This is a genomic window from Streptomyces sp. NBC_00388 (genome assembly GCF_036061255.1).
Taxonomy (GTDB): domain Bacteria; phylum Actinomycetota; class Actinomycetes; order Streptomycetales; family Streptomycetaceae; genus Streptomyces.
In genome coordinates this window covers 2,787,771-2,800,511 of the sequence record NZ_CP107948.1, presented here as the reverse complement: position 1 = coordinate 2,800,511, position 12,741 = coordinate 2,787,771, and the positions used below count along the sequence as shown (strand labels likewise).

15 protein-coding genes, 1 tRNA gene and 1 riboswitch are annotated in these 12,741 nt (G+C 69.7%); of the genes, 8 read left to right on the top strand and 8 right to left on the bottom strand.

Features of this window, described 5'->3' with window-relative positions:
• The first annotated feature begins 4 nt into the window (after window positions 1-4).
• Window positions 5-955, top strand: a complete 951-nt coding sequence (locus tag OG917_RS12685) for a PLP-dependent cysteine synthase family protein (RefSeq protein ID WP_328317689.1) — start codon at window positions 5-7, stop codon at window positions 953-955.
• Window positions 956-1,096: 141 nt separating this feature from the next.
• Here the strand turns inward: OG917_RS12685 and OG917_RS12680 are convergent, their stop codons facing one another.
• Window positions 1,097-1,591: a type II toxin-antitoxin system PemK/MazF family toxin gene (locus OG917_RS12680; RefSeq protein WP_328317688.1), complete on the bottom strand. Its 495-nt coding sequence runs from the start codon at window positions 1,589-1,591 to the stop codon at window positions 1,097-1,099.
• A gap of 217 nt (window positions 1,592-1,808) precedes the next feature.
• On the opposite strand from OG917_RS12680, the gene OG917_RS12675 reads away from it, so the two are divergent.
• Window positions 1,809-2,561 (top strand): MBL fold metallo-hydrolase, encoded by a 753-nt coding sequence (locus OG917_RS12675; RefSeq protein WP_328317687.1) that lies wholly within the window; start codon window positions 1,809-1,811, stop codon window positions 2,559-2,561.
• A gap of 60 nt (window positions 2,562-2,621) precedes the next feature.
• Here the strand turns inward: OG917_RS12675 and OG917_RS12670 are convergent, their stop codons facing one another.
• Complete coding sequence (locus OG917_RS12670; protein ID WP_328317686.1) at window positions 2,622-3,884, bottom strand: PTS transporter subunit EIIC; 1,263 nt, start codon at window positions 3,882-3,884, stop codon at window positions 2,622-2,624.
• 163 nt (window positions 3,885-4,047) lie between these two features.
• Here OG917_RS12670 and OG917_RS12665 point away from each other — a divergent pair, with 163 nt between their 5' ends.
• The 3 genes from OG917_RS12665 (at window position 4,048) to rdgB (ending at window position 5,922) form a co-directional block, all read left to right on the top strand.
• Complete coding sequence (locus OG917_RS12665) at window positions 4,048-4,344, top strand: PTS glucose/sucrose transporter subunit IIB (protein ID WP_328317685.1); 297 nt, start codon at window positions 4,048-4,050, stop codon at window positions 4,342-4,344.
• Between the two features lie 92 nt (window positions 4,345-4,436).
• Entirely contained in the window at window positions 4,437-5,162 is a 726-nt protein-coding gene (rph, locus tag OG917_RS12660) for a ribonuclease PH (protein ID WP_328317684.1), read from the top strand.
• 157 nt (window positions 5,163-5,319) lie between these two features.
• Complete coding sequence (gene rdgB, locus OG917_RS12655) at window positions 5,320-5,922, top strand: RdgB/HAM1 family non-canonical purine NTP pyrophosphatase (protein ID WP_328317683.1); 603 nt, start codon at window positions 5,320-5,322, stop codon at window positions 5,920-5,922.
• 48 nt (window positions 5,923-5,970) lie between these two features.
• On the opposite strand, the gene OG917_RS12650 is transcribed toward rdgB, so the two are convergent.
• From OG917_RS12650 to bcp, 5 genes are all read right to left on the bottom strand, one after another.
• Window positions 5,971-6,043, bottom strand: a tRNA-Leu gene (locus tag OG917_RS12650).
• Between the two features lie 16 nt (window positions 6,044-6,059).
• A complete protein-coding gene (locus OG917_RS12645) occupies window positions 6,060-6,905 on the bottom strand; it encodes an HNH endonuclease signature motif containing protein (protein ID WP_328317682.1) in 846 nt (281 codons plus the stop codon).
• Window positions 6,902-7,525 carry an HNH endonuclease signature motif containing protein gene (locus tag OG917_RS12640; protein WP_328317681.1) on the bottom strand — a complete coding sequence of 208 codons (624 nt, stop codon included), beginning with the start codon at window positions 7,523-7,525 and terminating at the stop codon, window positions 6,902-6,904. The genes OG917_RS12645 and OG917_RS12640 overlap by 4 nt, the downstream gene beginning before the upstream one ends.
• 150 nt (window positions 7,526-7,675) lie before the next feature.
• Window positions 7,676-9,172 carry a glycine betaine/L-proline transporter ProP gene (gene proP / locus OG917_RS12635; RefSeq protein WP_328317680.1) on the bottom strand — a complete coding sequence of 499 codons (1,497 nt, stop codon included), beginning with the start codon at window positions 9,170-9,172 and terminating at the stop codon, window positions 7,676-7,678.
• 329 nt (window positions 9,173-9,501) lie between these two features.
• Window positions 9,502-9,969 carry a thioredoxin-dependent thiol peroxidase gene (gene bcp / locus OG917_RS12630; RefSeq protein WP_328317679.1) on the bottom strand — a complete coding sequence of 156 codons (468 nt, stop codon included), beginning with the start codon at window positions 9,967-9,969 and terminating at the stop codon, window positions 9,502-9,504.
• Window positions 9,970-10,107: 138 nt separating this feature from the next.
• On the opposite strand from bcp, the gene OG917_RS12625 reads away from it, so the two are divergent.
• From OG917_RS12625 to OG917_RS12615, 3 genes are all read left to right on the top strand, one after another.
• Window positions 10,108-10,476, top strand: a complete 369-nt coding sequence (locus OG917_RS12625) for a DUF3618 domain-containing protein (protein WP_328317678.1) — start codon at window positions 10,108-10,110, stop codon at window positions 10,474-10,476.
• Between the two features lie 93 nt (window positions 10,477-10,569).
• Window positions 10,570-10,905 (top strand): GroES family chaperonin, encoded by a 336-nt coding sequence (locus tag OG917_RS12620; protein WP_328317677.1) that lies wholly within the window; start codon window positions 10,570-10,572, stop codon window positions 10,903-10,905.
• 110 nt (window positions 10,906-11,015) lie between these two features.
• Window positions 11,016-11,086: riboswitch (guanidine-III (ykkC-III) riboswitch) on the top strand.
• 29 nt (window positions 11,087-11,115) lie between these two features.
• A complete protein-coding gene (locus OG917_RS12615; RefSeq protein ID WP_327297391.1) occupies window positions 11,116-11,436 on the top strand; it encodes a DMT family transporter in 321 nt (106 codons plus the stop codon).
• Between the two features lie 76 nt (window positions 11,437-11,512).
• Here the strand turns inward: OG917_RS12615 and OG917_RS12610 are convergent, their stop codons facing one another.
• Window positions 11,513-12,697 carry a GDSL-type esterase/lipase family protein gene (locus tag OG917_RS12610; RefSeq protein ID WP_328317676.1) on the bottom strand — a complete coding sequence of 395 codons (1,185 nt, stop codon included), beginning with the start codon at window positions 12,695-12,697 and terminating at the stop codon, window positions 11,513-11,515.
• Window positions 12,698-12,741: the final 44 nt, after the last annotated feature.

Sequence of the window (12,741 nt, the reverse complement as noted above, 5' to 3'; positions counted from 1 at the left end):
TCGGATGCGATACGACTCCCCGCTCGCCGCGGTGGGCAACACCCCGCTCGTACGGCTCCCACGGCTGTCCCCTTCGGACGACGTCCGGATCTGGGCCAAGCTGGAGGACCGCAACCCGACCGGATCGATCAAGGACCGCCCCGCGCTCCACATGGTCGAACAGGCCGAGAAGGACGGCCGGTTGACGCCCGGCTGCACCATCCTGGAGCCCACATCCGGCAACACCGGCATCTCGCTCGCCATGGCGGCCAGGCTCAAGGGCTACCGGATCGTCTGCGTCATGCCGGAGAACACCTCGCACGAACGCCGCGAGCTGCTCACCATGTGGGGTGCGGAGATCATCTCCTCACCCGCGGCAGGCGGCTCCAACACCGCCGTACGCGTCGCCAAGGAACTCGCAGCCGAGCACCCCGACTGGGTGATGCTCTACCAGTACGGAAACCCGGACAACGCGGGCGCGCACTACGCGACCACCGGCCCGGAGATCCTCACCGACCTGCCCTCCATCACCCACTTCGTGGCAGGTCTCGGCACCACCGGCACCCTCATGGGCGTCGGCCGCTACCTGCGCGAGAACGTCCCGGGCATCAGCATCGTCGCCGCCGAGCCGCGCTACGACGACCTGGTCTACGGTCTGCGCAACCTGGACGAGGGCTTCGTCCCGGAGCTGTACGACGCCTCGGTGCTCACCACCCGCTTCTCGGTGGGCAGCGCCGACGCGGTGACCCGTACCCGTGAACTGCTCCAGCAGGAGGGCATCTTCGCGGGCGTCTCGACCGGCGCCGCGCTCCACGCGGCGATCGGCGTCGGCAGGAAGGCCGTCAAGGCCGGTACCCCGGCGGACATCGTCTTCGTCGTGGCCGACGGCGGCTGGAAATACCTGTCGACCGGCGTCTACACGGCCCCCACGACGGAGGCGGCCATCGAAACACTCCAGGGCCAGCTCTGGGCCTGAGCCTCCCCCCCCTGAGCGACCCGGGCGGCGGCCGGAGACCACCACGGTCCGGCCGCCGCCCACGCTGCTTCGTCCGCCGCTCCGCGCGGCCGGCGCATCCCCGCCGTACGCCGGGGATGCCGTGCCCCGGGCGCCGCAGCACTACCCCGCCAGATGCCGCACCCGGTCCCACACCGCGGGATCGACATCGCCCGCCCACCGGCGGAACTCCCGCACCCGGACATCCCGCAGCTCGTCCGTCTCCAGGAAACTCTGCCGCCCCCGCGCATCGCCCACCGCCCCCGCCGGCAGCGCGATCACCCCGGGCCGCTCCTCGTGATGCTTACTGGTGATCTTGGCGACCAGGGCCGCGTCACCCCGCACCGACAGCACCAGGCACGGCCGGTCCTTCCCGCCCGGCCCGTCCTCGTACGGCACGACCGCCCACCAGATCTCACCCGCCCGCGGCCCCCGCCCGCCGGTCCGCTTCGGAGGTCGCCGCCCCGCGGGACCCCGCGGCTCACGCCCCCGCGCCCGCCCCGGAGGCCGCCTCCGCCCGCTCTGCCGGCGCCCGCCCCGCGCCCGCCCGTCGACGACCGACGCGATCAGGGCAATCAGCACCACGGCCACCAGCGCCAGCACCCACCTCGTATCCATACCCAGGACCGTACCGGTGGCGCCGGACACCCGGCAGGACCCCGGAGCCGGACCCGGAGAGGCCCCCGGGCCCGCTCGGCCCACCCGAACCGGTGACAGTGCAGGTGAGTTCGCCCACAACGGTGTCCTGTGGAGGAGCGGCCGTCGCTCCGGCGCCTTAGGCTCGATGGACCGCTCGACCCCCGTCGCCCGGCCCGTCCACGGAGGTTCCCACTCCATGAAGCTCACCGTCGTCGGCTGCTCGGGGTCGTTCCCCTCCGCGGAATCGGCCTGTTCGAGCTACCTCGTGGAGGCCGACGGCTTCCGGCTGCTCCTCGACATGGGCAACGGCGCCCTCGGCGAGCTGCAGCACTACTGCGGTCTCTACGACCTCGACGCCATCTTCCTCAGCCATCTCCACTCGGACCACTGCATCGACATGTGCGCGTACTTCGTCGCGCGCTACTACCGGCACGACGGCGGGCGCTGCCCCGCCATCCCCGTGTACGCACCCGAGGGCGCGGCCGAACGGCTGACGACGGCGTACGCGGACACGCCGTCCTCCACATCGATGGGCGAGGTCTTCGACTTCCGCACCCTGAAGTCCGCCTCGTTCGACATCGGACCGTTCTCGGTGCGCACGGAGAAGGTCCGCCACCCGGTCGAGGCCTACGCCATCCGGATCGAGCACGGCGGCAGCTCGCTCACCTACTCCGGGGACACCGGCGTCTGCGACCCGCTGCACGAACTGGCCGTCGGCGCGGACCTGTTCCTCTGCGAGGCGTCCTTCACCCACGGCAAGGAGGACGTGGCCGACCTCCACCTCAACGGCCGCGAGGCCGGAGCGCACGCGGTACGCGCCGGAGTGGGGCGCATGGTGCTGACCCACATCCCGCCGTGGACGGACGCCAAACGCAATCTGGCGGACGCACAGGCGGTGTTCGACGGACCCGTGGAGCTGGCCAGGCCGGGTGCGGTATACGAGATCTGACCTGCGGCAGGTGCGCGCGGGCCCTGGAACCGGTGCGGTTCCGGGGCCCGCGTCCGTCCGTCAGGCCTTGGTCACGTCCTCGACGTCCTCGTCCGGCTCGCGCCCAGGCGTCATCACGTTGAACTTGGTGATCACGAACCGGAAGACCACGTAGTAGACCACCGAGAAACAGAGGCCGATCGGGATGATCAGCCACGGTTTCGTATCGAGGTGCCAGTTGATGACGTAGTCGATCAGACCCGCCGAGAAGCTGAACCCCGCATGGACCCCCAGGGCCCAGGTGATGCCCATCGAGGCACCGGTCAGCAGGGCGTGCAGCCCGTACAGCAGCGGCGCCGCGAACATGAACGAGAACTCCAGCGGCTCGGTCACCCCGGTCACGAACGACGTCAGCGCGACCGAGATCATCAGCCCCGTGACCTGCTTGCGCCGCTCCGGCCGCGCACAGTGCGCGATGGCCAGGGCCGCCGCGGGAAGCCCGAACATCATGATCGGGAAGAAGCCGGACGTGAACTGACCCGCACTCGGGTCGCCCGCGAAGAACCGCGTGATGTCGCCCTGTACCCCGGTCCCGTCCGGCTTGCTGAACGTACCCGCCTGGAACCAGAAGAACGTGTTCAGGAACTGGTGCATGCCGATCGGGATGAGCAGCCGGTTGGCCACACCGAAGATCGCCGAGCCCCACGCGCCCAGGCTGATCAGATGCTTCGAGAACCAGGTCAGCGCATCGCCCACCGGCTGCCAGACCAGGCCGAACACCACACCGAGCACGACGGCGATGAAAGCCATCAGGATCGGCACGAGACGGCGGCCGTTGAAGAACCCCAGCCAGTCCACCAGCCTGGTCCGGTGGAACCGCTGCCAGACGATCGCCGTCAGCAGCCCGATGAGGATGCCGCCGAGAACGCCCGGATTCTGCGGCATGCCCGCCGGAAGCGCCTTCGTCACCGTGCCGTCGATCGGGTAGGCGCCCAGCACACCGTGGTAGACGAGGAACCCGACGACCGCGGCCAGCGCCGTGGAGCCGTCCGCCTTCTTCGCGAAACCGATCGCGACACCGATACAGAAGAGCAGCGGCAGACCGAACGCCCCGTCGAGGATCGCGTTGCCGCCGGCGAGGAAGACCTTGGACGTCCGGTCCCAGAACGCGCCGTGCAGATAGGCGGTGAAGAGGTTGCCGAGCGACACGAGCAGACCGGCCGCGGGCAGCACGGCCACGGGCAGCTGAAGGCTGCGGCCGACCTTCTGCAACCCCTGGAAGAGCCCGTTCCACCACTTCTTCTGCGGTGTGCCCTGCGGTACGGCCGCGCTGCTGGTGCTCATTCGGCGTCCTCCTGGCGTGGCCTGCCGGCGATCGCCGTACATGGCTGCAATGCGTGGCTGCAGACCACCCGCGGCGCGGTCCGATGCGGTGCCCCGGGCGCTGCACCAGTGACCGCCATCTTCCGAGGCGGCACGGCGCACCGCCCGTATAAGTGGGCCAATCGTGCGTTACCGTGACGAAACGGACCGGAGAGCCGGGCCGCCAGCAGAGACTCAGGAGTCAGACATGGCCACTAAGGCTGAGAAGATCGTCGCCGGGCTCGGCGGCCTCGAAAACATCGAAGAGGTCGAGGGCTGCATCACCCGGCTCCGCACCGAGGTGAAGGACGCCTCCCTCGTGGACGACGCCGCGCTCAAAGCCGCAGGCGCCCACGGCGTCGTCAAGGTGGGCACCTCGATCCAGGTCGTCGTCGGCACCGACGCCGACCCCATCGCCGCGGACATCGAGGACATGATGTGAACGGATGAGACGCCGACGCCCGGACCGGCGGCCCCCGGCCCCGCCACCGGTCACGGGCGTCCCTCCCCACCGCGGCCGATAGGCTCGGCCCCATGTCTCGTATCGACGGCCGCACCCCCGAAGAACTCCGCCCGGTCACCATTGAGCGCGCGTGGAGCAAGCACGCCGAAGGCTCCGTCCTCATCTCCTTCGGCGACACCAAAGTCTTCTGCACCGCCTCCTTCACCGAAGGCGTACCGCGCTGGCGCAAGGGCAGCGGAGAGGGCTGGGTCACCGCCGAGTACTCGATGCTCCCCCGCTCCACCAACACCCGGGGCGACCGTGAGTCCGTCCGCGGCAAGATCGGCGGCCGTACGCACGAGATCTCCCGCCTCATCGGCCGCTCGCTGCGCGCGGTCATCGACTACAAGGCGCTCGGCGAGAACACGATCGTGCTCGACTGCGACGTCCTCCAGGCCGACGGCGGCACCCGCACCGCCGCGATCACCGGCGCGTACGTCGCCCTGGCCGACGCCATCACCTGGGCGCAGTCCAAGAAGCTCATCAGGTCCGGCCGCAAGCCCCTCACCGACACGGTCTCCGCGATCAGCGTCGGCATCGTCGACGGAACACCGCTCCTCGATCTCCGCTACGAGGAGGACGTCCGCGCCGAGACCGACATGAACGTCGTCTGCACCGGCGACGGGCGCTTCGTCGAGGTCCAGGGGACGGCCGAGGCCGAGCCCTTCGACCGCAAGGAGCTCAACGCCCTGCTCGACCTGGCCACCGGCGGCTGCGCCGATCTCACCGCACTCCAGGCCGAGGCGCTCGGCAAGTAGCACAGCGGTCCGCCCCGGCACGGACGCCCGCGTCGCACGGGGACGGGCGCGGCCGGGTGGGCCCGGCGTGGGGGCGGCGTGGGGGCGGCGTGGGGGCGGCGTGGGGGCGGACGGGGCGTGCGGCAGGCCGCCCCGTCCGCCCCCTGATACTGGACGCATGACCCGTCTGATCCTCGCCACCCGCAACGCCGGGAAAATCACCGAACTCGAAGCGATCCTCGCCGCCGCGGGCCTGCCCCACGAACTGGTCGGCACGGACGCGTACCCGGAAGTCCCGGACGTCAAGGAAACAGGCGTCACCTTCGCCGAGAACGCCCTGCTGAAGGCCCACGCCATGGCCCAGGCCACCGGCCTCCCGGCCGTGGCCGACGACTCGGGCCTCTGCGTGGACGTACTGAACGGCGCCCCGGGCATCTTCTCGGCCCGCTGGGCAGGCACCCACGGAGACGACGAGGCGAACCTCCGTCTGCTGCTCGCCCAGCTCTCGGACATCGACGACCCGCACCGGGGCGCCCACTTCGCCTGCGCGGCGGCCCTGGCCCTCCCCGACGGCACGGAACGTGTGGTCGAGGGCAGCCTCTTCGGCACCCTCCGCACGACCCCGGCCGGCAGCGGCGGCTTCGGCTACGACCCGATCCTCCAGCCCGCGGGCGAGACCCGCACCTGCGCGGAGCTGACAGCGGGGGAGAAGAACGCGATCAGCCACCGGGGGCAGGCGTTCCGCGCGCTGGTGCCGGTGGTGCGGGAGCTGCTGGGCTGACGGAGAAAGGCGTGGCCTCCACGAAGGAGGCCACGCCTTTCTGCCCAGTGCGCCCGATCGGATTCGAACCGATATGCACGACCACCTAAAGATCGTCGCTCACCAGGTGGCGTACGGGCGCGCAGACCAGAGGAACTTTACTTCGTCCCCCGGAGCGATGGCGAGCGGTTGGCGAACGTGCCGGTCTGGCTGTGACACGACGGGCACAAGTAGCGGAGATTCTCCCGGCGGTCGTCCAGCCGGTCGCCGTTGATGTGGTCGATCTCCAGCACCAGCCGCTTGCCCTGCCAGCTCTCACCGATACCGCATTCGGCGCAGACGTGTGGGACGGTCAGGTCGTCGAGTGCTCGCCGCAGCTTCACCGTTCTGGTCCGGGGTGAGCCGGGGGCGCGTCGCCGCAGTGTCTCTTCGGCCGAACCTCGATGGGGCGAGACCGTGCCGCGAGCGTGGCCTTGACCGGTGAAGTGGTCGGTCGGAATTCCGTGGGCTTCCAGACTTCGGCCGACGCGGGCCCTGGCGGCCCCCGATTCCTTTTGCCCGAGCCCTCTGAGGACGCCGGCCAGACTGCTGGACCGGGCGACCACGGTGGCCAGTGGCTCACGGGGGAGTACAGGTGGGCCGTGCTTGCGGCCCTTGCGGAAATGCGACGTGTCGATGCCGAAGCGTTGGAGTTTGCTGCTGATGAGTCCGTACGGGCTGTCGCTCGGCGGGTAGCCCAGGTATTCCACCATCTCCCGGATGCTGTACGTGTGGGCAGCCGCGTCTTCGAGCAGTTCCCGCGAGTAGCTCCGTCTGTCGCGTGCGGGTAGCGACTCGTCGGCGAAGTGCGAGATGCCGACGCCGTAGTGCTCCAGCCGGAGCCGCAGGTACCGCATGGTGCGGGCGTCCATGGGGGAGTCCAGCCGGCGCATGAGGTCGACGAGACTCGTGGAGACGGCCGCGGTCCTGGCCAGCAGATCGCGTGGGTACTTCGCTGCGCTCACGCGGCCACCCGCCTGCGTCCGCGATACGTGTCGGTGACCGCATGGCAGTTGGGGCACAGGAGCCGGAGGTTTGCGGGATCGTTGTTCCACCATTCGCCGTTGACGTGGTCGACTTCGAGGCGGAGAGGCCGGTTGTTCCACTCCGGGCCGGTGCCGCACATCGCACACCGCTCCGGTATCCCCTTCCGCAGCAGTTCGCGGCGGAGGCGCTCGCCCGGGACTCTGCCTTCATCAGGGGACCGGACCGTCAGGACCTCGGCCCGGGAGCGCTGGGGGCCTCCGCTCGTGCGTGGGGTGAAGTGCGAGATGTCGATCCCGTACGCCCTGATCCGACGGCCGATGTGGGTGTGGTTCCCGCCGACCGGGTTGATGCCCAGACGGCACAGCACTTCCCGGATGCTCGTCGAGGCGGTGACCGCCGCGCGAAGCCTCTCCTCGGTGTGGCGTACCCATCGGTCCGGGAAGTGGGAGGTGTCCACCCCGGCCTCGGCCATCTTCCTGCGCAGATACCGTCTGCTGCCCGGTGTCGCTGTGCCGCCGCACCAGCGCACCGCCTCGTCCCAGCTCTTTGTCTCGCGAGCGGCTTCTTCCAGCAGCCCGCGCGTGTACCTCGTCGGCATGCTCCCCCTCCGTCCCGGTCACACGTTCGCAACCTCGTACGGAGTAACGAACCGCTGACCGGACAGTCACGTCCGGGAAACGGAACGTCCCGTACCGGGTGGGACCGGTACGGGACGTCGGGGGAGCCGCGGTACGGCTCCGGGGGTGGGTCAGAAGCGGGGTTCGGGGGCCTGGGACTCGACCATTTCGGCCGCCTCCTCCTTGGTCTCCACCGACGGGGGCGAGCCGTCCAGCGGCTTCTGCGCGGTCTCCTTCATGCAGGCCACCGCGATCACACCGACCAGCGATGCCGCCATCGCGTAGTAGGCCGGCATCAGATTGCTGCCGGTCAGGCTGATCAGGGCGGTGATCACCAGCGGTGTCGTGCCGCCGAACAGGGAGGCAGAGAGGTTGTAGCCCACCGAGAGCGAGCCGTACCTGACCTGCGTCGGGAAGAGCGCGGGCAGCGCCGCCGACATCGTGCCGAGCAGGCAGACCAGGGCCAGGCCCATCAGCAGCAGGCCCGCCGTGATGGCCGGGATGGAACCCTGCCTGACCAGCAGGAACGACGGCAGCGAGAGGAAGAAGAAGCCGAGCATGCCGGTCATCAGCAGAGGCTTGCGGCCGAAGTGGTCGCTCAGCTTGCCCACCTGGTTGATGATCAGCATCAGGAAGACCATGACGCCCAGCAGGATCACCAGGCCGTGCGTCTCGCTGTAGTGCAGCTCGTCGGAGAGGTACGTCGGCATGTACGACAGCAGCATGTAGTCCGTGACGTTGTACGCGCCCACCAGGGCGATGCACAGGATCAGCGAGGGCCAGTAGTCCCGGAAGATCTTGCCCAGGTCGCCCTTGGCCGAGGTCTCGACGCCGTCGGCCGCGTCGACCGCGTGGACGCTCTCGCCCTCCAGCCGCTGGAAGGCGGGGGTCTCGTCGAGCCGGAGCCGCAGATAGAGGCCGACCAGGCCCAGCGGGCCCGCGACCAGGAACGGGACGCGCCAGCCCCAGCTGTCCATGCCGTCACTGCCGACGAATGTGGTCATGATCGTGACAAGCCCGGCGGCGCCGACGTACCCGGCCAGCGTGCCGAACTCCAGGAAGCTGCCGAAGTACCCGCGCCGCTTGTCGGGCGCGTACTCGGCTATGAAGGTGGAGGCGCCGCCGTACTCACCGCCGGTGGAGAAGCCCTGCACCAGGCGGAAGAAGATCAGCAGCACCGGGGACCAGAAGCCGATCGCCGCGTACGAGGGCAGGATGCCGATCGCGAAGGTGCCGATCGACATCATGATCATCGTCATGGCGAGGACCTTCTTGCGGCCGATCTTGTCCCCCATCGGCCCGAACACCATGCCGCCGACCGGACGGATCAGGAAGGCCACCGCGAAGGTCGCGAACGACGAGAGCAGCTGGACCGTGCCGCTTCCTCCGGGGAAGAAGACATGGCCGATCGTGGCCGCCAGGTAGCTGTAGATGCCGAAGTCGAACCACTCCATGGCATTACCCAGGCTGGCTGCCTTCACCGCCCGCTTGATCGCGGCCTCGTCCGTCACCGTGATGTCGGTGCGGCGCAGCCGCGGGTTCTTCCTTCGGTCGATCACCCGGAAGAGTTCGCGGTGGCGTTTGACCGCCTCGGGGTCGGCGGCGGTCTCGTGGCCGGTGTCCGCCATGGTGATCGTCCTCTCTGTGGGCATACAAAAACACGCAGGAGGCTCTTCTGCACAGCGATGGCGATCGCAAACCAGGGCTCCGAAGAATTGGGACCTTGGTCACGTATTTTCAGCGGATACCGGCCACTACCGCAACTTTTCGGGCTTTTCGACCTTTCGGGCGGTGCCTCTCACCGGGCCCGGCGGGCCGAGGGGTGAGGGGTGAGGGGTGGTGATCAGAGGTGCTCGGAGCCATTCGGGAGGTGCTCAGAGGCGCCAGGAAGTACTGGTGCCTGGAGGTGGCCCCCTGAAGGCGCCCGGAGGGCCCCCGTGAGGTGTCCGGAAGCCGTTCAGAGGCCGAGGTCCTTGATGATCTTGGCGACGTGACCGGTGGCCTTGACGTTGTAGAAAGCGTGTTCGACCTTGCCGTTCTCGTCGACGACGACGGTCGACCTGATCACGCCGGTCACCGTTTTGCCGTAAAGCTTCTTCTCCCCGAATGCGCCGTACGCGGCGAGGGTCTCCTTGGACGGGTCGCCGACGAGCGTGACCTTCAGGGACTCCTGCTCGCGGAATTTGGCGAGCTTCTCCGGCTTGTCCGGGGAGACCCCGATGACGTCGTATCCGGCGCCGGCCAGGAAATCGAGATTGTCCGTGAAGTCGCAGGCCTGCTTGGTGCATCCGGGGGTAAGAGCCGCCGGATAGAAGTACACGATGACCTTGCGCCCCTGGTGGGCGGCGAGAGAGATCTCGTTGCCGTCCGCGTCGGGCAGGGTGAAGGCGGGGGCGGTGTCGCCGGGCTGCAGTCGCTCGCTCATCGGGCTCTCCTCGGGAGGATCTGTGATCGTGACGTAGGGATGGGGCAGAGCGTAATAGGGGTGCCGCGGGGTGCGTTCCCGCTGGAGCTGACAGACTGTCGAGCAACGACTACCGGACACGACCACGGAGGCAGCGCAGTGTCGGATGCCACGGATGCCAGGACCCCGGCGCAGATCGAGGCGGACATCAAGACCCGGCGCGCGGATCTCGCGGACACGCTGGACGAGATCGGTGTGCGGCTGCACCCCAGCACGATCGCGGGGGACGCCAGGGCCAAGGTCACATCGGCCGTCGACCAGACGGCGGGGCGCGCGTTCGTCGCGCTGAACCGGGCCGCGAACGGGGTGCGGGCGCAGTTCGTGACCGAGGAGGGCTCGCCCCGGCTGGAGCGCGTGATCCCGGTGGCGCTCCTCACGGTGGGCCTGGTGGGTCTCTGCGTGACGTCGGCGACGAAGACGAAGCGGCGGCAGCCGGGGCTCTGCGCGACGACGAAGCGGCGGCGCTGAGCTGCTCGCCCGGGCCCGCCCCGTGCGGCCGGTGGTCCGCGGGCGCGGACCCTTCGGTGAACACCGTGCTCCGGGCCAGGTAGGTTCGAGCCCGTGAGCGAGAAGATCCACGACGACAAGCTGCCCATCCGGATGCTGCACGACCGTGTGCTGGTCAGGTCCGACACCCCGGAGGGTGAGCGGCGCTCCGGTGGCGGGATCCTGATCCCGGCCACCGCGGCTGTCGGCAAGCGGCTGGCCTGGGCCGAGGTGGTGGCGGTCGGGCAGAACGTCCGCACTGTGGTGGCGGGGGACCGGGTGCTGTACGACCCGGAGGACCGCGCCGAGGTCGAGGTCCGGGGTGTGGCGTACATCCTGATGCGGGAGCGCGATCTGCACGCGGTGGCTTCCGAGCGCGTGTCCGACGACTCCACCGGCCTGTATCTGTAGCGCTCCGCCCGGCCCTGCTGTGGCGCTGCCGGCCCTGCTGTGGTGCTGCCCGGCCCTGCGGTAGAGCTCCGCCCGGCCCTGCGGTGCGCAGCCGCCGCCGCCCCGCACGCTCTTTGCTACGGTGGAACGACCCCGACGAGACGCGCCGTACCGGGCAGACCGACAGCAAAGACGACGCACCCTGCTGATCCGTCTCGCGGAGGTGCCGTCATGGCCTGGATTCTGCTCGTCGTCGCCGGTCTGCTCGAAGTGGCCTGGTCGATCGGGATGAAGTACACCGAAGGTTTCACGAGGCTGTGGCCCAGCCTCTTCACCGGCGTGGGCATCGTCGCGTCCATGCTGTTGCTGTCCCAGGCGGCCAAGACCCTGCCGATCGGTACGGCGTACGGGGTCTGGGTGGGGATCGGCGCCGCCGGTGCGGCGGTGCTCGGCATGGTCGTGCTGGGGGAGCCGGCCACCGCCGCCCGGATCTTCTTCGTCTGCCTGCTGCTGGTCGCTGTCGTCGGCCTGAAGGCGACGTCCGGGCACTGAACGCCCCTGGGGCCGGCCGTGCGGGCGACAGTCCGCCCTGCGGCCGGCCCTCTTGCCCCGTTCTTCCGCCGGTGACTCAGGCGCGCCCGGCCGCGAACGGTCCGGTGGCGCCGAAGGCCAGCTCGGCGAAGCGTTCGCCGATGCGACGGTGGGTCGCGGCGTCGGGGTGGAGCTGGTCGGGCAGCGGCAGTTCGGCGAAGTCAGCTTCGCCGTAGAGAGCGTTGCCGTCGAGGTAGTGCAGATGGGGGTCGTCCTCCGCCCGCTGCGCCACGATGCGGGCGAGCTCCGCGCGGATGACGTTGAGGGTGAGCTTCCCCGCGGCGGTCTCCGCGGGGTCTCCGACGGCCTTGAACTGCACTGTGCCGTTGCTGAAGTCCGGGGCGCAGGGCCCCGGGGTGTCCTCGTGGATGGGGCAGTGGATGGGGGAGACGACCAGCAGTGGCGTGGTGGGGTGGCCCTCCCGGATCGTGTCGAGGAAACCGTGCACGGCCGGGGTGAAGGCACGCAGCCGCATCAGGTCGGCGTTGACGAGGTTGATGCCGGTCTTGACGCTGATCAGGTCCGCTGGGGTGTCCCGCAGGGCGCGCGCGGTGAACGGGTCGAGCAGTGCGCTGCCGCCGAGCCCGACGTTGATGAGTTCCGCGCCGCCGAGCGCGGCGGCGAGCGCCGGCCATGTGGTGGAGGAGCTCTCGGCGTTGGAGCCGTGGCTGATCGAACTGCCGTGGTGCAGCCAGACCTTGCGACCGCGGGCCGGCACGGCTTCGACGGGGGCGTCGGTGCGCAGGGCGATGAGTTCGGTGACCTCGTTGTACGGCAGCCAGATCTCCAGGTCCTTCGGTCCTGCGGGCAGACCGGTGAACCGGACGGTGCCGACCGGGCCCGGGTGGGTCTCCGCTGAACCGGTGGCCATGTCCACCAGGCGTACGTTGCCTCCGGTCACGGAGGCCCGGTCGGTCAGCCGGCCGTCGATGAGCAGGTCGTACAGCCCGTCGGGCCGGGGCGGGACGCCCTGGTAGGCCATCTTGGTGCGGAGCGTGTCCAGCTCGATGGTGGTGGCCTCGGTACGGATGGCCAGCCGTACACCGGACGGCTGGGCCTCCGCCATGGCCAGCTGCTCGTCGGAGTACTGGGCGCGGGCCCGGGCGGGCAGCCGGTGCGGCAGGATGCCGTGCTCGGTGCGTTCCAGGTCGAGGGCGCCCCGTATGAGGTCCTCGGTGAGGGGGATGCTGAGGGGGGCGGCTTCGTGGTGCGGGGAGTTCATGCTCCCAGCCTGTCAAGGGGATTACCGATCCGCACACCATTTTG

What these genes read in the sequence shown, in the direction of transcription:
- OG917_RS12670 (WP_328317686.1), bottom strand. Translation starts at nt 3,884, where the DNA reads ATGAGCACCAGCAGCGCGGCCGTACCGCAGGGCACACCGCAGAAGAAG.
- OG917_RS12685 (WP_328317689.1), top strand. Translation starts at nt 5, where the DNA reads ATGCGATACGACTCCCCGCTCGCCGCGGTGGGCAACACCCCGCTCGTA.
- OG917_RS12640 (WP_328317681.1), bottom strand. Translation starts at nt 7,525, where the DNA reads ATGCCGACGAGGTACACGCGCGGGCTGCTGGAAGAAGCCGCTCGCGAG.
- OG917_RS12610 (WP_328317676.1), bottom strand. Translation starts at nt 12,697, where the DNA reads ATGAACTCCCCGCACCACGAAGCCGCCCCCCTCAGCATCCCCCTCACC.
- proP (WP_328317680.1), bottom strand. Translation starts at nt 9,172, where the DNA reads ATGGCGGACACCGGCCACGAGACCGCCGCCGACCCCGAGGCGGTCAAA.
- OG917_RS12675 (WP_328317687.1), top strand. Translation starts at nt 1,809, where the DNA reads ATGAAGCTCACCGTCGTCGGCTGCTCGGGGTCGTTCCCCTCCGCGGAA.
- rdgB (WP_328317683.1), top strand. Translation starts at nt 5,320, where the DNA reads ATGACCCGTCTGATCCTCGCCACCCGCAACGCCGGGAAAATCACCGAA.
- bcp (WP_328317679.1), bottom strand. Translation starts at nt 9,969, where the DNA reads ATGAGCGAGCGACTGCAGCCCGGCGACACCGCCCCCGCCTTCACCCTG.
- OG917_RS12680 (WP_328317688.1), bottom strand. Translation starts at nt 1,591, where the DNA reads ATGGATACGAGGTGGGTGCTGGCGCTGGTGGCCGTGGTGCTGATTGCC.
- rph (WP_328317684.1), top strand. Translation starts at nt 4,437, where the DNA reads ATGTCTCGTATCGACGGCCGCACCCCCGAAGAACTCCGCCCGGTCACC.
- OG917_RS12615 (WP_327297391.1), top strand. Translation starts at nt 11,116, where the DNA reads ATGGCCTGGATTCTGCTCGTCGTCGCCGGTCTGCTCGAAGTGGCCTGG.